This is a genomic window from Bacteroides stercorirosoris (assembly GCF_900142015.1).
Taxonomy (GTDB): Bacteria; Bacteroidota; Bacteroidia; order Bacteroidales; family Bacteroidaceae; genus Bacteroides; species Bacteroides stercorirosoris.
This window is the reverse complement of record NZ_FQZN01000026.1, coordinates 1-19,220: the sequence shown is the minus strand read 5'-3', so window position 1 is coordinate 19,220 and position 19,220 is coordinate 1. Positions and strand designations below refer to the sequence as shown.

The 19,220-nt window shown below is 46.1% G+C and carries 12 protein-coding genes; 7 read left to right on the top strand and 5 right to left on the bottom strand.

Features of this window, described 5'->3' with window-relative positions:
* Positions 1–12 precede the first annotated feature (12 nt).
* Positions 13–1,401 carry an FAD-dependent oxidoreductase gene (locus BUC01_RS18060; RefSeq protein WP_025832127.1) on the bottom strand — a complete coding sequence of 463 codons (1,389 nt, stop codon included), beginning with the start codon at positions 1,399–1,401 and terminating at the stop codon, positions 13–15.
* 77 nt (positions 1,402–1,478) lie between these two features.
* Positions 1,479–3,113: an ABC-F family ATP-binding cassette domain-containing protein gene (locus BUC01_RS18055; protein WP_025832129.1), complete on the bottom strand. Its 1,635-nt coding sequence runs from the start codon at positions 3,111–3,113 to the stop codon at positions 1,479–1,481.
* Positions 3,114–3,346: 233 nt separating this feature from the next.
* Between BUC01_RS18055 and BUC01_RS18050 the strand changes: the two genes are divergently transcribed.
* Positions 3,347–3,748, top strand: a complete 402-nt coding sequence (locus tag BUC01_RS18050) for a response regulator (protein ID WP_025832131.1) — start codon at positions 3,347–3,349, stop codon at positions 3,746–3,748.
* Positions 3,749–3,875: 127 nt separating this feature from the next.
* On the opposite strand, the gene BUC01_RS18045 is transcribed toward BUC01_RS18050, so the two are convergent.
* Positions 3,876–4,718, bottom strand: a complete 843-nt coding sequence (locus BUC01_RS18045; RefSeq protein WP_025832134.1) for an outer membrane protein assembly factor BamD — start codon at positions 4,716–4,718, stop codon at positions 3,876–3,878.
* A gap of 424 nt (positions 4,719–5,142) precedes the next feature.
* On the opposite strand from BUC01_RS18045, the gene BUC01_RS18040 reads away from it, so the two are divergent.
* The 3 genes from BUC01_RS18040 (at position 5,143) to BUC01_RS18030 (ending at position 11,723) form a co-directional block, all read left to right on the top strand.
* Complete coding sequence (locus BUC01_RS18040) at positions 5,143–6,573, top strand: CCA tRNA nucleotidyltransferase (protein ID WP_025832135.1); 1,431 nt, start codon at positions 5,143–5,145, stop codon at positions 6,571–6,573.
* 201 nt (positions 6,574–6,774) lie between these two features.
* Positions 6,775–8,958 carry a WD40 repeat domain-containing protein gene (locus BUC01_RS18035; RefSeq protein WP_025832137.1) on the top strand — a complete coding sequence of 728 codons (2,184 nt, stop codon included), beginning with the start codon at positions 6,775–6,777 and terminating at the stop codon, positions 8,956–8,958.
* 5 nt (positions 8,959–8,963) lie between these two features.
* Positions 8,964–11,723, top strand: a complete 2,760-nt coding sequence (locus BUC01_RS18030) for a caspase family protein (RefSeq protein WP_025832139.1) — start codon at positions 8,964–8,966, stop codon at positions 11,721–11,723.
* A gap of 120 nt (positions 11,724–11,843) precedes the next feature.
* Here the strand turns inward: BUC01_RS18030 and BUC01_RS18025 are convergent, their stop codons facing one another.
* Together BUC01_RS18025 and BUC01_RS18020 are read right to left on the bottom strand one after the other, a co-directional pair.
* Complete coding sequence (locus BUC01_RS18025; protein WP_073314415.1) at positions 11,844–14,087, bottom strand: inorganic phosphate transporter; 2,244 nt, start codon at positions 14,085–14,087, stop codon at positions 11,844–11,846.
* Between the two features lie 96 nt (positions 14,088–14,183).
* Positions 14,184–16,253 (bottom strand): RNA degradosome polyphosphate kinase, encoded by a 2,070-nt coding sequence (locus BUC01_RS18020; protein WP_025832141.1) that lies wholly within the window; start codon positions 16,251–16,253, stop codon positions 14,184–14,186.
* Between the two features lie 65 nt (positions 16,254–16,318).
* Here BUC01_RS18020 and BUC01_RS18015 point away from each other — a divergent pair, with 65 nt between their 5' ends.
* From BUC01_RS18015 to rfbB, 3 genes are all read left to right on the top strand, one after another.
* Positions 16,319–16,810, top strand: a complete 492-nt coding sequence (locus tag BUC01_RS18015) for a metallophosphoesterase family protein (RefSeq protein ID WP_025832143.1) — start codon at positions 16,319–16,321, stop codon at positions 16,808–16,810.
* A 213-nt stretch (positions 16,811–17,023) separates the two neighbouring features.
* Positions 17,024–17,896 (top strand): glucose-1-phosphate thymidylyltransferase RfbA, encoded by an 873-nt coding sequence (gene rfbA / locus BUC01_RS18010; RefSeq protein WP_025832146.1) that lies wholly within the window; start codon positions 17,024–17,026, stop codon positions 17,894–17,896.
* 40 nt (positions 17,897–17,936) lie between these two features.
* Positions 17,937–19,076, top strand: a complete 1,140-nt coding sequence (rfbB, locus tag BUC01_RS18005; protein ID WP_025832148.1) for a dTDP-glucose 4,6-dehydratase — start codon at positions 17,937–17,939, stop codon at positions 19,074–19,076.
* The last annotated feature ends 144 nt before the right edge of the window (positions 19,077–19,220 follow it).

Here is a 19,220-nt window from a genome sequence, read left to right as displayed (position 1 = left end):
AAATACAAGTTATTAAAAAGCCTTGAATAATCCATTTAAACCTTCACTCATGCTAGGGTGAGTGAATATAAAGTTACGCAGAGCAGAAGATTTCTGTCCGGTTTTCATGGCAAATGCCACCAGGTTGATGAGTTCCGGAGCATCGGTGCAGAAGAGGGAGCAACCTATAATCTTTTCCGTATCGGTATTCACGATGGCTTTCAACATTCCGTCCATATTTTGTAAGGTACGTGCACGCGGGATGGCTGATGCCGGGAGGCGTGATACCTTAATAGGATACCCCCGTTTCATAGCTTCTTCTTCGGTCAGTCCGATGTGCGCCATCGGCGGATCGGTGAAGATGGCATAAGGTACCGGATACCGGTCTTCTGTGCTGCGTTCTTTTTTTCCGAACAAAGTGTCCCGGATAATGCGGAAGTCATCAATAGAAAGATAATCGTACATTTCTCCGCCTTTGACGTCTCCCAAAGCCCAGATGTGCGGCACGGAGGTGCGTAGTTGCTCATCGACTACAATCGCCCCTTGCGCATTGACTTGTATACCTGTCTTTTCCAGATTGAGGTTTTCTATCATTGGCTTACGTCCTGTGGCTACCAGCAGGGCATCACCTTCCAGGAAATAGGGTGTACCGTCCGAAGCATCCGTATAGGCGGCGGTGATGCCGTCCGTTGTGTCATGAAGAGACTGTATACGGGCGTTCAGGCGCACTTCTATGTTTTTTCTTTTGAGGCTTTCCAGTATATATTCGGCAATTTCCCGGTCCGCTTTCGGAAGGAAACGTTTACCGGCTTCCAGAATGGTGACTTTGCTGCCGAATCCGGCATACATGGTTGCAAATTCAAGTCCGATGGCTCCGCTTCCTATAATCAGCAGGTGGTGGGGAAGGATATCGGCATGCAGCAGCGTTTCGCTGGTGTACACATACCGGTTGTTCTTCAACCCATCAATGGCAGGCAGGATGGGCGTGGAGCCGGTATTGATGAATATCTCCTTAGCTGATAATTCAAAAGCTGCTTCCTCTTTTTCGGGTGAAGGAATCACTTTTACCGTGTCGGGGCAGATGAAGGATGCAGTTCCGTCGTATAGGGTGATGTTGGGATTTCTTGTCAGATTCTCAACGTTCTTTTCCCGTAAGAAGGTAACTAATTTATCCTTACGTTTCAGAGCAAGGGCATATAGCTTGGATTGTTTGTTATAGTCATTCTGATACACACGTTCGGCAAATTCCGATTCGGTTATCATGGTTTTGGTAGGGATACATCCTGCATTGATGCAAGTTCCGCCGTACATTTCAGGGGAACGTTCGATAACCGCCACTTTCCAGTTACGGTTGGCCAGTTCGGTAGCCAGCAATTTTCCACCTTTACCGAAGCCTATTATTATAGCGTCATATTGTTTCATTATTCTCGTAGTTAGAGGTTTATAAAAGTGAAACAATATGACGGTGGAAAAGTTGCAGAAGTCCTGTTAAGGAACGTTTACCTCTCCAGTTCGCGGAGTGACTCCATTTTCTTCTTTTCCAGGAATTCGTAGATGCCGCTCAAGTGTTCTTTGACCTGTTTGTGGCCGAATTCATACACCTTGGTAACCAGTCCATCCAGAAAGTCACGGTCGTGGCTTACTACAATCAAAGTTCCGTCAAAATCCAGAAGAGCTTGTTTCAGAATATCCTTCGTTTTCATATCGAGGTGGTTTGTAGGCTCATCCAATATCAGCAAGTTCACCGGTTCCAGCAGCAGCTTAATCATGGCAAGCCGGGTACGCTCTCCACCGGATAGCACTTTCACTTTCTTCATGGATTCTTCGGGACCGCCGAACATGAATGCACCCAGCAAGTCGCGTATTTTATTACGTATCTCGCCTTTTGCCACGTCGTCAATCGTTTGGAATACGGTCAGATTTTCATCCAGCAGGGAAGCTTGATTTTGGGCAAAGTAGCCGATTTGTACGTTGTGTCCGAGGGTCAGTGTGCCTTCGTGCTCAATCTCTTTCATGATGCACTTCACTAAAGTAGACTTACCTTCGCCGTTTTTGCCGACAAAGGCCAATTTATCGCCTCGTTCCACAGTCAGCGTGGCGTTTTTGAACACCACATGGTCACCGTATGTTTTTCCTACTCCTTCCATGATGACGGGGTAGTTTCCTGAACGTGGTGACGGTGGAAATTTCAGGCGCAGCGCTGAAGAATCTTCTTCGTCTACTTCCAGTAATACCAGTTTCTCCAGCATTTTTACCCGGCTCTGCACTTGCAGGGTCTTGGAGTATGTGCCTTTGAAACGTTCGATGAACTCTTTGGTGTCGGCAATGAATTTCTGCTGCTCGTCGTAAGCCTTCTGCTGCTGTTCGCGGCGTTCTTTGCGGAGTTCCAGATATTTGGAATAGTTCACCTTATAATCGTAGATACGTCCCATTGTTACCTCAATGGTGCGGGTGGTGATATTGTCCACGAATTTGCGGTCGTGGCTGATGACGATTACAACTTTGCCATTATTGATAAGGAAATCTTCCAGCCATTGGATACTTTCGATGTCGAGGTGGTTGGTCGGCTCATCCAGCAGCAATACGTCCGGCTTCTGGAGAAGAAGTTTAGCCAATTCGATACGCATGCGCCATCCTCCGCTGAAGTCGCTTGTCTGGCGGTTGAAGTCCTCACGCGAGAAACCGAGTCCGAGGAGAGCTTTTTCCACATCTTCTTCGTAGTTGGTAGAGTCGATGGAGTAAAACTTCTCGCTTAGGGCGGAAACCTTTTCAATCAGTTCCATATAACTGTCACTTTCGTAGTCGGTACGCGTTTCCAGCTCTTTGTTGAGGCGTTCTATTTCCGCTTCCATTTCATGCAGATGGGTGAAAGCCTGGGCGGTTTCCTGGAATACGGTTCGTCCGTCTTCAGTCATCAAGTGCTGGGGCAGGTAAGCGATGACGCTGTCTTTGGGTGCCGATATTTTGCCACGGGTGGGTTGGCGCGCTCCTGCCAATATTTTCAGCAAGGTACTTTTACCCGCTCCGTTCTTTCCCATCAGGGCGATGCGGTCTTTTTCATTAATAACGAAGGAAATGTCACTGAATAAGGTGGTGCCGCCGAATTCTACGGCCAGTCCGTCTATTGAAATCATACTCTATTTTTTAATTGAGGCGCAAAGGTAATGCAAACCGAGGACAGAATAAAATGAACTCGTTCATTTTTTATGTTGAGGTGTAGCTTATCTATCTAAAGGTAATGCAAATTGAGTGCGAAACTTTTATGCTTGCATGAAAAAGTTATGCGAGATGCAGCTTATCTTCTCTAAAGAAGATATATTTATATTATTTTTTATATCTTTGCCTCATTAAACAAAATACCTTGGTCATGGAAACAGTGAATTTATCAGAAGATTACCGTCCGCTCATACTTGTAGCGGAAGACGATGATAGTAACTTTAAGTTGATAAAAGCTATTATCGGTAAGAAGTGCGAGATATTATGGGCAAAGAACGGTGAAGAGATGGTTGGTCTGTTCAAAGAAAACCGTGGAAAAACAGCAGCTATCCTTATGGATATCAAGATGCCTATCATGAATGGTCTGGAAGCAACGAAGATCATCCGTGAAGAGGAGACAGAACTCCCCATCATCATGCAGACCGCCTACGCTTTTACGGCCGACCGCGAAAATGCAATGGCTGCCGGAGCTTCGGAAGTATTGGTGAAACCCATTACATTGAGTGCATTGCGCACTTGCCTGAGCAGATTCTTGCCGCAGTTACAGTGGTGATGTTTTAATATTAAGAATAGAGAAATCCCTCATTGCATGATGAGGGATTTCTTTGTATATAGAGAGGATGTGGAACGAATACATAAGTGAAGGGTATTCTATGCTTTTACCTTGTGCTTTTCGGCGTTTATTTTTCTTGTGCTTCCTCTTTTGGGGTTCCTCTTTCCTGCATCTTCCGTTTCACAAATTCTATTTTCAGGTTGGCTTCTTCCATCTCTTTTTTAATCTGGGTGATGGATGACAGCAATTGCGCCAATTCGTAAACGCTGGCTACTGCCTGGCGGTCTGCCGGACTCATAGTGGTAGAATAGGGGCGTTCGCCCTGATAGTTTACTTTGATGTTCTTATCCTTATTTAAATAGAGAAATCCGATAACGTTGCCATCTTCTCCCAACTTATAATCCGCTTTTTCGATCTTCTCGCCTAAATCGGTGGTTTCGTAACTGTCTTTGGAAGCAGGTGTTTCAGCAAAGCTGCCATCGGGAGCAACTACTTTCACGCTGATATGATGAATATTGGACGGACCGCAATAAATAGAGGTCATGGTCATCTGTCCTGCCTCGTTCACTTGGAAGCGGAGGAAGGAGCGGTGTAGGTTCTTCTCCACCACTTGTGAAGGATGCAGGTAATTGCCGATTTTCTGGTATTCGGCATCTTTCTCAAAAGTGAATTTCCCTTTTATGGCATCCACTTCTGCCTGCTTCTTTTGAAGCAGGCTATCCAGATAAACAAGTGTTTTTTCCTGTTCTTTCAGTTCCACTTGCTGCATCAGGCCGATACCTTCACGACGGGCTTCAAAAGCCTTGGGATAGAGTATCTTGATGCTGTCAATTTGTATCTTTGCTTCGTTGTAGTCTCCGCGTTCGAAGGCTTCACGGGCGGTTTTCAGTTTTTCACCGGCCTTTTTCTCTACATTCTCACAAGAGAAGAGCGTGCCGCAGAGGCATGCAAGAAGTATCAGTTTCTTCATAATTGTTGTTCTTATATTAGTGAGGGCAAAATTAGAAATAATATCCGTATCTTTGCAGCCCGAAGCTGCTAAATTAAGTGACAAGCTACCAACTACGGGTGACAAGTACCCTTCGGCATGGTATGTTGTGCCAGTGCCTCGTAGGCTGAAAGCCTTTTATCTTATAGCCCAGGGCAACGCCCTGGGGGATTGAGGCGGTTTTATTCCTGCGCCCTGTAAGGGCATGACAGTACATAATGGGCTTTTGCCCTTACAGGGCGTAGGATTGTGGGGTATTCATTACCCAGGGCGTTGCCCTGGGCTATAAGATAAAAGCCTTACAGGCTTACATATCACCCCGAAAGGTACTTGTCACCTGTAGTTGGTAGCTTGTAATTTAATTTAGCGCGGAGCGCTAAATTACCATTTTTTTAAGATATAGTATATGATAGAGTTGACGGCAGAAGAACTGAAACAACATTTCAGTGACGACATATTCAAGCAAATATCCGAAACGGCAGATGAACTGGGACTGGAATGTTATGCAGTCGGTGGGTATGTACGTGATATTTTCCTGCAACGCCCTTCTAAGGATATTGATGTTGTAGTAGTTGGCAGTGGCATAGAGATGGCCGAGGCACTGGGCAAGCACCTGGGACGCGGGGCACATGTGGCTGTATTCAAAAACTTTGGCACCGCACAAGTGAAATACCGTGGAACGGAAGTGGAATTTGTTGGTGCACGCAAAGAGTCTTATCAACGCGACTCCCGTAAGCCCATTGTTGAAGACGGCACATTGGAAGATGACCAGAACCGCCGTGATTTCACTATCAATGCATTGGCTGTCTGCCTGAACCGAAGTCGCTTCGGAGAATTAGTAGACCCCTTCGGTGGTATCGAAGATTTGAAAGAAAAGACCATCCGCACGCCTCTCGATCCGGATGTTACATTCAGTGACGACCCTCTGCGTATGATGCGTTGCATACGCTTTGCCACTCAACTGAACTTTTATATTGATGACGACACGTTTGAATCCCTGTGCCGCAACAAGGAACGTATTTCCATCATTTCCAAGGAGCGCATAGCGGACGAACTCAATAAAATATTGCTTTCGCCCGTGCCCTCCAAGGGCCTTATAGACTTGGACCGTTCCGGTCTGTTATCACTTATTTTCCCCGAACTTGTGGCTTTGCAAGGAGTGGAAACTCGTAATGGGAGAGCACATAAGGATAATTTTTATCATACGTTGGAAGTGTTGGACAATATCAGCCGCAAGACGGATAACCTCTGGTTGCGCTGGGCTGCTCTGTTGCACGACATAGCGAAACCGGCTACTAAGCGTTGGGAACCGCGGGCAGGATGGACGTTCCATAATCATAACTTCATTGGTGAGAAGATGATACCCGAAATTTTCCGTAAGATGAAACTGCCGATGAATGAAAAGATGAAATACGTGCAGAAGCTGGTGAGTCTGCATATGCGGCCTATCGTGATAGCCGATGATGTGGTGACTGACTCTGCCGTCCGCCGTCTCCTTTTTGAAGCCGGAGATGACATTGATGATCTGATGACATTGTGTGAAGCGGACATAACCTCTAAGAATATGGAACGCAAGCAATGCTTCCTGAATAACTTCCAACTGGTGCGCCAAAAACTGAAAGACCTTGAGGAACGTGACCGTATTCGTAATTTCCAGCCGCCTATCAGTGGGGAGGAAATCATGAAGACTTTCAATTTGGAGCCTTGCCAGCAGGTGGGTGCTCTGAAAAGTGCTATCAAAGATGCTATTCTGGATGGCGTAATCCCCAATGAATACGAGGCTGCGCGCGCTTTTATGTTGCAGCGTGCCGAAAAACTGGGATTGAAATATTCTTAATATTTGTCACGGATTTCCGTGACAAATATTTACTCCACATAGTCGCCTTTTTCATCCTTTTAATCTTGTTTTTTGCCCGTTTATCCTGTTAAAAGGCTCTCTGAACAAAAAAAACAAGAATTTGTTGACCGCTTGATAGGAAATTAATGTTTATATTTGCAAATAGTATAAAAATATAAACTGTTATAAACATTGAAAGGTATGGATGAAATGAAAATGTGGTTCCGCCCGATTAAGGGTATTACTCTTTGTTTTGCGGCTGCCCTTTTTTGCAGTCAGGCAATGGCTCAGGTAGAGGCGAAGAGAAGCTTTTCTTCAGCTAAACGTATTACTGCATTCGATAATACGACGTTCTGTACGGCTTTTCTGTCGGATGGTGCTCTGCTGACAATTCGTGATATCCCTATTGTAGATTTGAGAGATGTTGATAAGGTAGCTTTCAATCCGACCGGTAGTTCACTGGCGTTGATGAGGGGAAAGAAGGCTGTCAGCATATACTCTTTCCGTGACCGGAACAAAAAACTCTTCGAACTGAAAGAACAGCGCAAGAGCAAAGAGCTGAAAGGCAGAAAGAATCTGGATTTCCATGTGGCCGGACCGGCAGGTGCCGAGTTGATGAAAAACGCCTCAAAGGGTGACATTGTGTCTGTTGCTATGTGCTATGGTGCTGATGCCCGTAATTTCATTGTATCCAATTCTCTGGGTGAAATCATTATTTATGATACCAAGGAATATCTGCCTCAGGCTTATATTCAGGGAAAAAGCGTAGCTACTTCCTTATCAATGAGTCCCAACAATTACTTCATTGCCGCCGGAACCGGCAAGAACATTGATATCTGGAACTTCCAGACAAAAGAATTGCGCAAATCTATTCCGATGCCTGCCGAAGTGACGGAAGTAGTCTTTTCCACCGATGCTTCACAGATGGCAGCTGTGACAACAGACAAGCGTCTGACTATTTTTGATACGAAGACATGGGACAAGATAGATATTTTCGATAAAATAGGCGGCACCTTGACTTCTCCTTCTTTCCATCCGGAGGGCAAATATATCAGTGTGGTTAAAGATGGAAATTCCATTGTCATCATGAACTTGAAGAACAGTGTGCCCGAACAAACTCTGAATGAAAATCCGGGCGGTATAACGGCCAGCCGTTTCTTTGTGAACAAACAGACGAATGATGTTTTCATGCTTTCCAACCGTGCCAAAGAACTTGTTTTTTGGGACGCTAACGGTCTGAATCCTTTCTTCGGCAAATTGATGGGCAAGGAAGTGGATGCTAAAATGAATGAATGGGTAAAAATGATGCAAGGTGAGTCTTTGGAAGATTATGCTATTCGTGTAAATGACGAAACACGCCTGAAACAACAGCAATTGTTTGCCCAGGAAGTGGCAACGGAACTGGCAGGTGACCGTATCTCTATCGATAATCCTTTTGTGGGTGACTATGATGCTTCCAAGAATATGCTGAACATCGGTTTCAACGCATTACCAGCCATCGCTCTCGAAGTGCCGGCAGGTGAGGTCGGTGACTTTAAGGATGCCAAGAACCTGAAATTTGATAATGCAGTGTACGTGTTGAATGATAAGGATGAATTTGAGCTGGCTTATGTAGAGGTGCGCAATGAGACTACAAACAAGGTATATATCTATGATAATATCGGTCGTACCAAGTTGACGGCTCTCGAGGCAGATGACAACTTTGTTCCGCTGGAAATTATGCAGCAGGCAAGCCGCGAGGAAATTCAGTTGAAAGAAATCAAAGAAGCCGTAATCGAAGAGAAGAAGCAGGATAAGCTGATTACGGAAAACACCCAGATTGACGTGAAGACTGAGGTTGTTCCGGGTGTGGATGCTGACGGTAATAAGATCCTGAACTACAAAGTGGGATATCAATACGAAGTTATCAACAAGGAATTCTCGGCTAAGGAAGACTTCCCGTCAGGTGGTTATAAGATTGAACGCTCCAATGCCGCCATGTCTTTGATGAAGATTATCAAGAATGCTTTCGAAGGCGACTTCGCCAAATATCTGTCCGAAGGCAAACAGGTGAAGGTAATCATCACCGGTTCTGCCGATGCAAGTCCTATCCGCGGACGTATCGCTTATAACGGACAATATGGAGAATTTACTGATGAACCTTACTATAAGGACGGTAATCTTGATAATATCACGGTTACGAAAGCCTCAGGCATTACTACCAATGAACAGTTGGCCCTGATGCGTGCGGCAGGTGTGAAGGATTACATTGAAAAGAATGTGACTACACTGGATAACACCAAAAACGAATACGAATATCATGTGGAAGTTGCCAAAGAACGTGGTGGTGAGTTCCGCAAGATTAATGTGGAATTTGTAATAATGAATGCTTTCCCCGTAAAATAATTATCATGAATAAATTTTTTATACTGACAATCATTCTTGTGCTGGGGGCATGGGGAAAGGTAGCGGCGCAAGACGCCGCTGCCGTTTCCAAACGTGCCAACCAGCAATATGTGCTTTTTGAAAGTGAGCGCGATAAAGGAACGAACGTGACTGGTATGTACGGCTATCTGCTGGACAGTTACGAGAACTTCATGAAGGTTGTTGAAGCACCGGATAACGGTCAGTATTTGAGTGGCGCCAAGAACCGCTTGCGTGCTATGTACCCTTATCTGCTGAACGGTGCAGTGTACTACTCCGAACAGAAACAACCGGCCAAGGCTTTGGATTTTGCGGCGGCTTATATCGAGATGCCCCGGTTGAAGATATTCCAAAGTGAATTGCTGCCTAAAGACAACCGTTATGCTTCTGTGGTGTATTATGCGGCAGTATCTGCCTATACTCTGCAAAAGTATTCGCAGGCATTGAAGTATTTTCAGGAATATCTGAATACAGGAACAGACACGCAGCAGAAAGACTGCTATGTGTATATGAGCATGATATACCAGTCGCAGAAGAATTATTCGGAGCAAGAGCGTATTCTTGAGCAGGCTATTGCCAAGTATCCCGTTTCACTCGACTTCCTTTATAATCTGGTGAATGTACATATCGCTACGAATAACATGCCGAAGCTGTTGTCCGCTATCGACCGCATTCTTGAGGTGGATCCCAACAACGACAAAGTGTTGCCTATCAAGGCGCGTCTTTTGGAACGTCAGGGCAAGAATCAGGAAGCGCTTGACATCTACAAACGTCTGTATGCCCTTCACCCCGATAGCTTTGAACTGCTGACCGGACTGGCTCGCGTCAACTTCAATGTGGCTACGGAGATTGTGAACAATGGTGCCACTATTGCCAATGATAATGAATATGCTTTGGTGCGTCAGCGTGCTTCCGGTTATTTGCTGGATGCCAAAGACCTCTTTCTGAAAATCCTGGAAAAAGAACCTTCATCCAAGATGTATATGCAGGGACTGGCGGGTGTATATCAGTACATGGATATGAAAGCGGAATATGAAGTGTTGATGAAAATCGTTTCAGACGGTGCTTCTTATACATCGTTCCCTTCACGTCTGTTGGCTTACAATGAAGCGTTGAAGAAGACCGAAGGAGTGGCCCAGCAGCAAGAAGCAGCTCCTGTACCGGTGGAACCTGCCATGCTGGTGATTCATGTGGACAGCTTTATCGACGGTAATAATAATAAGGTGATAGATGCCGGTGAAAGTTTTGCCGTTCAATTCACGATTGCGAACAATGGACAGGGAGATGCTTATAATATTCGCCTCCGTCTTTCCGAACAGCAGGGATATGATGAATACTTCGATGGTCCCCGCGAATTGGATGGGGGTAACATTCCGGCCGGAACGTCCAAACAATACACTTTCCGCTATCTGGTGAAGAAGGAGATGCCTTCGGCACTGGCTAAGATTAATATCTATGCTTTCGAGGCAAATGGTTTTGATGCAGACCCGTCGGAATTGATTGTGAACACTCAGGAGTATGCCATGCCGCGTTTGCGTGTAGCCGATCATCAGTTCTTTGCTTCCGAAGGTTCGTCCATCACTTTGGGTAAGAATGGCAAACTGACACTTGCCTTGCAGAACTTCGGTACTAAAACCGCCCGCAATGTGAAGCTGAACTTCAAGTTACCGAACAACGTATTTACGACGGATACCCCGGAAATGGTGATAGACAGTATTGCGCCGGGTGATGTGGCCACTTTGGACTATGGCTTCCTGGTGAACAAGCGTTTCGATGGCGATTCCGTTGCTGTAATGGTGAATGTGAGTGAAGATTCCCGCTCTTCTTATCTGAGCGAAGCGTATAAAGTAAAGGTGGGTGAGTATCTGACGGCCTCAAGCACTATCAAGATTGACGGTGCTGTCCGTAAGGCTGTAGACCTCAAGAATGTTTCTCTGGGTCTTACCACCGAGCTGCTGAAAGATATTCCGGTAGGTGCTGTGAACCGTCATCGCTATGCGTTGATTATAGGTAATGAAGATTACAGTATGACCGGTGCCAATGCCGAAATCAATGTACCTTATGCCGTGAATGACGCTATGGTGTTCCGTGAATATTGTGTACGTACGTTTGGCGTGCCCGACGGGCAGTTGAAAGTGGTGCCCAACGCTACGGCGGGTATGATGCATGAACAGCTTGACTGGCTGGTGAACATGGCAAGTACTGATCCCGAAGCTGAACTGATATTCTATTATTCCGGTCATGGTAATAATGATGAGGCTACGAAAGAGCCTTATTTGTTGCCGGTGGACATTACGGGTAAGAATATCCGTCTGGGTATTTCTTTGGGAGACTTGTATAAGCGTCTGGCTACTTATCCGATTAAGGGCGCTTACGTGTTCCTCGATGCTTGTTTCAGCGGTGGTTATAAGAGTGCCGCTCCGTTGCTGGCTCAGAAAGGCGTGCGCGTGGTGCCGAAAGCGGGTCTGCCGCAGGGAAATACGTTGAGTTTCTCATCCAGTAGCGGTGACCAGACTTCCAGCGTTTATCATGATAAGAAGCAGGGATATTACACTTACTTCCTGATTAAGTGCATCAAAGATGCGAAAGGTGACCTGACAATGCGTGAATTGTTTGAGAAGACCAACGCTGAAGTGAAGAAAGCTACTGCCTTGATTGGTAAGATGCAGGAACCGCAGTATATGGTTTCTCCTACATGGTCGGATTGGGCGGACGTGAAGTTGAAGATGCCGGTTCCGGTGCAATAAGTTTTTTCACCACAGAGGACACAGAGGGCACAGAGTTTTATACTTCTATTCTATAGATAATTATAAAACTCTGTGCCCTCTGTGGTGAAAAAATCAAAACGTACAGAAACTGATACCTTTTTATTCTTCCGCCTGGAACTTACGGCTTACTTTCATCAGATTGATAGTATAGGTGACAACGTTCTGGGCTTCCTGTATCATTGTCAGATAAACCATGCTGACTTTGATGCTGCCGGACTGGCTTTGGATACGCTGCAATTCTTCACGTTTCAAATGTGATAACTGTCCGTTCAGATCGTTGGCTTTTCGAAGCTCATTTTCAAAATCCTCGTAATCATTGTTTTCCATCTTATGACGGCATACTTGCAGCAAGTAAACGATGTCCTCCGTCACATCCGAGAACTCACCTTTCTGAATGGCATCCAGCGGCTTGAAATTATTATCTATATGTTCGAGGCACGGTTCGCAAAGGCGTCCGATACTATATACCAGTTCGCTGGCAAAGTCATTGCCCTGATAATAATAGAGACCTTTCTCCAGCACCGTATTATTATCCAGACGACACATGGCAAGAGTGCCTGTACGCTTCATCTGCTTGATGAGCTGCTTTTCAAACTTCACGGCTCCCATAGAACGGCGCAGTCCGCGAAGGTTTTCATGCAAGAAAGCGGTCGTGGTACGTTCCAGATTCTCTTCTGTAAATGCCAGAATCTTCACCAATTCTTCACGGGTATGTTTGCGCAATAATTCCAGAATCTCTGTATTGTCGCTACTTTGCATTAATTGCTTGATTGTCTCATTACCTTTTTCTTTGGCTTTACGCTTCTTGTACATCACTTGGCTTCGGATTAGTGAGAATATTGCCAAGCCAATCAGCGCGATGATAGCGAATGTGCCTCCGAAATGAATGACCATAGCCACGAAGAAACAGATGGTGAATGCAGCTCCGGCGGTAATGAACCAGCCTCCGATGACACTCAGCACTCCCGTGATACGGAATACGGCGGAATCACGTCCCCAGGCACGGTCGGCGAGCGATGTACCCATGGCGACCATGAAAGTTACGTAAGTAGTGGAAAGAGGCAGCTTCAGTGAAGTTCCTAATGCGATGAGCAGACCGGCCAATACGAGGTTTACCGAAGCGCGTACCAAGTCGAATGCTGCACCGTCGGCAATGATGGCCTCATCCTTGCGGAAGCGTGTGTCGAGCCAGCGTTTCATGCCTTCAGGCATTGTTTTGGATATCCCGTTGGATAGCGTCATGCTGAAGCGTACCAATGTGCGGGCGATAGGTGTGCTTCCGAAGTTTTCTTCTCCTTCGTCTTGGCGGGCAAGGTCTACGGAAGTCTTGATTACATTATGTGCTTTTTTTGATGTGCAGAGAGCATATACCATGATGACACCTGCTCCGAAAAGGAAATACCAGGGTGTCTTGGCGGGACCGAGAAGTGAAGTCATCAGGAAGCCGTCCGGTGAGGTACCCGTTCCATTGGTTGTGAAATCGATGAATGAAGAATATCCGGCTAAAGGTACACCGATGAAGTTCACCAGGTCATTGCCGGCAAAGGCGAGTGCCAGTGCGAAAGTACCCAGCAAGACTACTACTTTGAACACATTCACTTTAAGCCAGTGTAATATCTGCATCAGCACGGTGAAGAATGCAAAACTGATACCGATGAGCATTGCTGTATTGTCTTGTATCCATTGCTTGTTTTCGGCAGTCATGAATGAACTGTCTTTCAAACCTTTTATCAACATGAAGTAGATGATGGATGTAACGGCGATACCTCCGAAAATGGCAATGCTGTATTTCATCTTTTTCTTGTAGTTGAAAGTAAACACAACACGTGCCAGCCATTGCACCAGCATACCGAAGAAGAAAGCGATGGCTACGGACACGAAGATGGCCATGATGACGGATAGTGCCTTGTCGGTGTTGATGAGATCACCAAGTCCCAGTGTGTCACTACCGTGTACTTTGATGAGTGCCAGTGCGAAAGTACCTCCCAATAGTTCGAATACCATTGATACCGTAGTGGAGGTCGGCATACCCATTGTGTTGAAAACATCCAGCAACACGACGTCCGTTAGCATCACGGCAAGCAGGATGCACATGATTTCGGCAAAGTAGAAGTGTTGTGGCTGGTAGATGCCGTGTCGGGCGATGTCCATCATCCCGTTGGACAACGCTGCACCGATGAATACGCCTATACCGGCGATAAACAACACGGTTTTGAAAGAAGCAGCCTTTGCACCGACTGACGATTGGAGAAAGTTGACTGCATCATTACTGACGCCCACGATAAGGTCGAACACCGCGAGGACGAACAGGAAGATGACAATACATAGATAAATAGTTTCCATAATGATGTATTTTATTTCTGGCTGCAAAGGAACGCAAATCGTATTGCAGGGAAATGTCATACATGTTACAGAAGTGTTACAAAATAAGTTCTCAATTTATCCGGGATCTTCAATCTTTGATTTAAGAAGTTCGTAGAAAGTGTATTGCGAGCGTACCTTTTCTTTCTGCGGGTGGGCTGATTTCCAGCAGTTGCGCAGGTTTTCATCCACGAAACAGGCTTTGCGCTTGTCCGCAAGCTGGATAGAAAGCATATCAACCAATTCCTGTTTTAATTCCGGATCCAGTATAGGGGTGACGGCTTCAATACGGCGGTACAGATTACGTCGCATCCAGTCCGGTGAGCCGAGGAATAGTTTCGGGTTGCCGCCATTGCCAAAATACCAGATACGGGCATGTTCCAGGAAAGTATCTACAATACGTGTTACACGGATGTTACGACTGTATGACTGGCCTGGTATCAGGCAGCAGATTCCCCGCACAATCAGGTCTATTTCGACTCCGGCTTGCGATGCTTCATACAGGCGGTCTATCATGGTGGGGTCTTGCAAGGCGTTCATCTTCAAGATAATCCGGCCGTTTTTTCCTTTCCCGGCCAGTTCTATTTCATGGTCGATGAGGCGGTTCAGTTCCGGTATCAGATTGAAGCGTGCCACCAACAGACGGTGAAATACCGGATTTTCCTTTCCCTGCAAGGTGCGAAATAGATTATACAGATCGTTGACAAGTATAGGGTTGGAGGTGAACAAACCGCTATCAGCATAAAGCGTAGCAGTCTTTTCATTGAAGTTTCCGGTACTGATGTAAGCATAGCTGGTTAGTTTCTTACCTTCTTTGTTGCGGCGCAAAACAAGGGCTACTTTGGCGTGTACTTTCAACTTAGGTATACTATATATAATGTTGATACCCGCAGCTTTCATCATTTCGGCGGTGGCGAGATTGTTCTCTTCGTCGAAACGGGCTTTCAGTTCTACAAATACGGTGACTTTCTTTCCGTTTTGTGCCGCGGCTATCAGCGTATTGATTACGGCCGAGTTTTCCGCAACCCGGTATTGTGTTACCATGATTTCGCGTACGGTAGGTTCGTGCACCGCTTCGTACAGGAAATGAATGAAATGCTCGAATGAGTGATAGGGGTAGTGCAACAACAAGTCTTTCTTTTCCACATACTGGAATATGGATTCCCGCTCATTGAGGCAAGTCAACTTCATGGGTTGCGGCTTCCGTATGGAGTGTATATTCGGGTTGGGGTTGGGCAGATGGCGCAAGTCTTCCAGGTTGAGGTGCTTGTCGCCCGGCACCAGTTCACGGCGGTCTATGCGGAAAGCGTCCACCAGGAAATCGAGGAAATCCTGCGGCATGGCACGGTCGTATACAAAACGGCAGACATCTCCTATCTTGCGTTTTTTCACCTTGGTCTTCACCTGCTCGATGATTTCGGAAGTGTTGGCGGCATCATCTATCAGGATATCCGCATCGCGCGAAATCTTGATGGAGTAGCTGCTGTCCACCTCATAGCCGGGAAAGATGGTGTCGATGTTCGCCTTGATGATATCTTCAATAAACATGAGATAATAGTTCCCTCCGACTTTGGGCAATTCTATGAAACGGGGCACTTTGCTGTACGGCTGTTTCATGACGAAGTATTGAGCTTCTCCCTTTTTTCCATTCTCTCCTTTCGGAAACAAGCGTACAGCAAGATACAGACGGTTATCCCGCAGGAACGAGACTATCTTATCTTTGGAGACGGGCACGGGCTGGAGATACGGGAAAATCTCTTCCCGGAAGAAACGGCGTACAAAGTCGTGATGGAATGGCTCCACGTTGCGGCTCTGATAGAAGATGATATGGTTCTTTTTCAGTGCAGGAAGTATTTTCCGTTCGTAAATACGTATACGGTCTTCCATTTGGCGGTTTACTTCCAGATTGATAGCATCCACCAGTTCGATGGCCGACTGCACGGTTTCTTCGTCACTTTGTGCGGCGCCGGTGGCTATCGCCTTATGGTCCGCCACACGTATTTTATAGAATTCTTCCAGGTTGGACGAGTAAATGGAAATGAAGTTAATTCGCTCATACAGAGACAGACTGTCATCTTCCGCTTCCAGTAGTACGCGGTAGTTGAATGACAGCCAACTTATGTCCCGTTTGAAATATCTGTTCTCCATAATTTCTTTAGTTGACAAAGATTTCCCCAAATATAGTTACCTTTGCACAGATAAACAAAAGAAAAATGACAAAAGTTGGTTTATTATCCGATACGCACGGATATTGGGATGAAAAGTATCTGCAATATTTTGAGACGTGCGATGAAATCTGGCATGCCGGTGATATCGGTTCGCTGGAAGTGGCCCGGAAGTTGGCGGCGTTCCGCACTTTTCGTGCCGTGTATGGCAATATAGACGGGCAGGATATCCGTGCCGTCTATCCGCAAATCAACCGTTTCACTGTCGACGGCGCTGAGGTGCTCATCAAGCATATCGGCGGCTATCCGGGCAATTACGACCCCTCCATCCGGGGAAGTATTCTGGTGCGTCCGCCTAAACTTTTCATTAGCGGACACTCGCACATCCTGAAGGTGAAGTATGATAAAACGCTGGATATGCTTCACATCAATCCGGGTGCGGCAGGCATCTCCGGATTCCATAAGGTGCGTACTATGGTGCGTTTCATCATAGACGGCGGAACGTTCAAAGACCTTGAAGTTATAGAACTGGCGGGCTGATTTATGCTTTATTATTTTGTCATGTTATAATTTTTTCTGAAATTTGTAGCGCAAAAACAGGCAATGCATCAGCATTAAAAATAAATAATTTATTTTGTACTGCATCCGCTTTACATTATTTTTGCAATCTGAATAGATTTACGAGAGCCGTGGGGCGTGGTCCTCCTTCTTATTTTATTCTATATTTGTATCAACCGAAAAAAGAACTGAAATATGAAAGGAATTATTCTTGCCGGTGGCAGCGCCACCCGTCTTTACCCCTTGTCTAAGGCTATTTCCAAGCAAATTATGCCGGTTTATGATAAACCGATGATTTATTATCCGCTTTCCACGCTCATGCTGGCGGGGATACGCGAAGTGCTGATTATCTCCACTCCACGTGACTTACCCATGTTCCGCGAATTGCTCGGTACGGGAGAAGAACTGGGAATGTCCTTTTCTTATAAGATACAGGAGAAGCCCAACGGTTTGGCGCAGGCTTTCGTGCTGGGTGCCGAATTTCTGAACGGTGAACCGGGTTGCCTTATTCTGGGTGACAATATGTTCTACGGTCAAGGTTTCTCTGCCATGCTGAAACGTGCCGCTTCTATCGAAAAGGGAGCGTGCATCTTCGGTTATTATGTGAAGGACCCGCGTGCATACGGTGTAGTAGAATTTGATGCGGATGGAAAGGCTATCTCCCTCGAAGAAAAACCTGAGCACCCCAAGAGCAACTATGCAGTTCCCGGCCTTTACTTCTACGACTCTACTGTCACCGCCAAGGCTGCCGCTCTCAAACCTTCTGCCCGTGGCGAATATGAAATCACCGACCTTAACCGCCTCTACCTGGATGAAGGTACGCTGAAAGTGGAAATCTTCGGCCGTGGTTTTGCCTGGCTCGATACGGGTAACTGCGACAGCCTGCTGGAAGCGAGCAATTTTGTGGCTACCATACAGAACCGTCAGGGTTTCCGTGTAAGCTGTATCGAAGAAATAGCCTGGCGTAAGGGTTGGATTAATGTCGACCAGCTTTATCGTCTTGGCGAACAACTTGGCAAAACGGAATATGGTACCTACCTGATGGATCTTGCCAACTCCTACCGCTAAGCAATTGACAATTGATAATTAACAATTAATAATTAGATACATGAAGACTTATCTCGTAACCGGTGCCGCCGGATTTATCGGTGCCAACTATATCAAGTACATCCTGGCCAAACACGATGATGTGAAAGTGGTCGTACTTGATTCCTTAACCTATGCCGGAAACCTTGGTACTATCGCCAATGACATTGATGACGAACGTTGTTTCTTTGTGAAAGGCGACATCTGCGACCGGGTACTTGCCGACGAACTGTTTGCCAAATTCAAGTTTGACTATGTGGTGAACTTTGCTGCCGAAAGTCATGTGGACCGCAGCATCGAGAACCCGCAGCTTTTCCTGGTTACCAACATTCTGGGTACGCAAAACCTGCTGGATGCCGCCCGTCGTGCCTGGGTGACAGGTAAGGATGAGAATGGTTATCCCACTTGGCGTAAAGGTGTGCGCTATCATCAGGTTTCTACGGACGAGGTGTACGGTTCACTGGGTGCCGAAGGCTACTTCACGGAGCAAACCCCGCTTTGCCCGCACAGCCCTTACAGTGCTTCGAAGACCAGTGCGGATATGGTGGTAATGGCTTATCATGATACTTATAAGATGCCGGTGACTATCACCCGCTGTTCCAATAACTATGGTCCCTATCACTTCCCCGAAAAGTTGATTCCGTTGATTATCAAGAATATTCTGGAGGGAAAGAAACTTCCCGTTTACGGTGACGGAAGCAATGTGCGCGACTGGTTGTATGTGGAAGACCACTGCAAGGCTATCGACCTCGTGGTTCGCGAAGGCGTTGAAGGTGAGGCTTACAATGTAGGAGGGCACAATGAGAAGACCAATCTTGAAATTGTGAAGCTGACTATCGCTACCATCCATCGCCTGATGACGGAAAATCCGGAGTACCGCGAAGTACTGAAGAAGAAAGTAAAAGGTGAAGACGGCCAGATTGATATCAGCTGGATTAATGAAGACCTGATTACTTTCGTAAAAGACCGTCTCGGTCATGACCAACGCTATGCCATCGACCCGACAAAGATAACCAACGCTTTAGGCTGGTATCCCGAAACGAAGTTTGAAGTCGGCATCGTGAAGACTATCGAATGGTATCTGAATAATCAGGACTGGGTGGAAGAGGTGACCAGTGGTGATTATCAGCATTACTATGAAAAGATGTACGGGAAAAGGTAACTTGTCGTTACTTTACTTTATATTTAACGAGGTTGTGTCGGAATGTTTCTGAAGTGCCCCCCGAAAGTTGGACGTTAAATTATAACTTTATAAATTCTCTTCATAATGAGCTCGGTATTGTACCGGGCTCATTCCATTTAGCTT

What these genes read in the sequence shown, in the direction of transcription:
- BUC01_RS18060 (WP_025832127.1), bottom strand. Translation starts at nt 1,401, where the DNA reads ATGAAACAATATGACGCTATAATAATAGGCTTCGGTAAAGGTGGAAAA.
- BUC01_RS18055 (WP_025832129.1), bottom strand. Translation starts at nt 3,113, where the DNA reads ATGATTTCAATAGACGGACTGGCCGTAGAATTCGGCGGCACCACCTTA.
- BUC01_RS18050 (WP_025832131.1), top strand. Translation starts at nt 3,347, where the DNA reads ATGGAAACAGTGAATTTATCAGAAGATTACCGTCCGCTCATACTTGTA.
- BUC01_RS18045 (WP_025832134.1), bottom strand. Translation starts at nt 4,718, where the DNA reads ATGAAGAAACTGATACTTCTTGCATGCCTCTGCGGCACGCTCTTCTCT.
- BUC01_RS18040 (WP_025832135.1), top strand. Translation starts at nt 5,143, where the DNA reads ATGATAGAGTTGACGGCAGAAGAACTGAAACAACATTTCAGTGACGAC.
- BUC01_RS18035 (WP_025832137.1), top strand. Translation starts at nt 6,775, where the DNA reads ATGGATGAAATGAAAATGTGGTTCCGCCCGATTAAGGGTATTACTCTT.
- BUC01_RS18030 (WP_025832139.1), top strand. Translation starts at nt 8,964, where the DNA reads ATGAATAAATTTTTTATACTGACAATCATTCTTGTGCTGGGGGCATGG.
- BUC01_RS18025 (WP_073314415.1), bottom strand. Translation starts at nt 14,087, where the DNA reads ATGGAAACTATTTATCTATGTATTGTCATCTTCCTGTTCGTCCTCGCG.
- BUC01_RS18020 (WP_025832141.1), bottom strand. Translation starts at nt 16,253, where the DNA reads ATGGAGAACAGATATTTCAAACGGGACATAAGTTGGCTGTCATTCAAC.
- BUC01_RS18015 (WP_025832143.1), top strand. Translation starts at nt 16,319, where the DNA reads ATGACAAAAGTTGGTTTATTATCCGATACGCACGGATATTGGGATGAA.
- rfbA (WP_025832146.1), top strand. Translation starts at nt 17,024, where the DNA reads ATGAAAGGAATTATTCTTGCCGGTGGCAGCGCCACCCGTCTTTACCCC.
- rfbB (WP_025832148.1), top strand. Translation starts at nt 17,937, where the DNA reads ATGAAGACTTATCTCGTAACCGGTGCCGCCGGATTTATCGGTGCCAAC.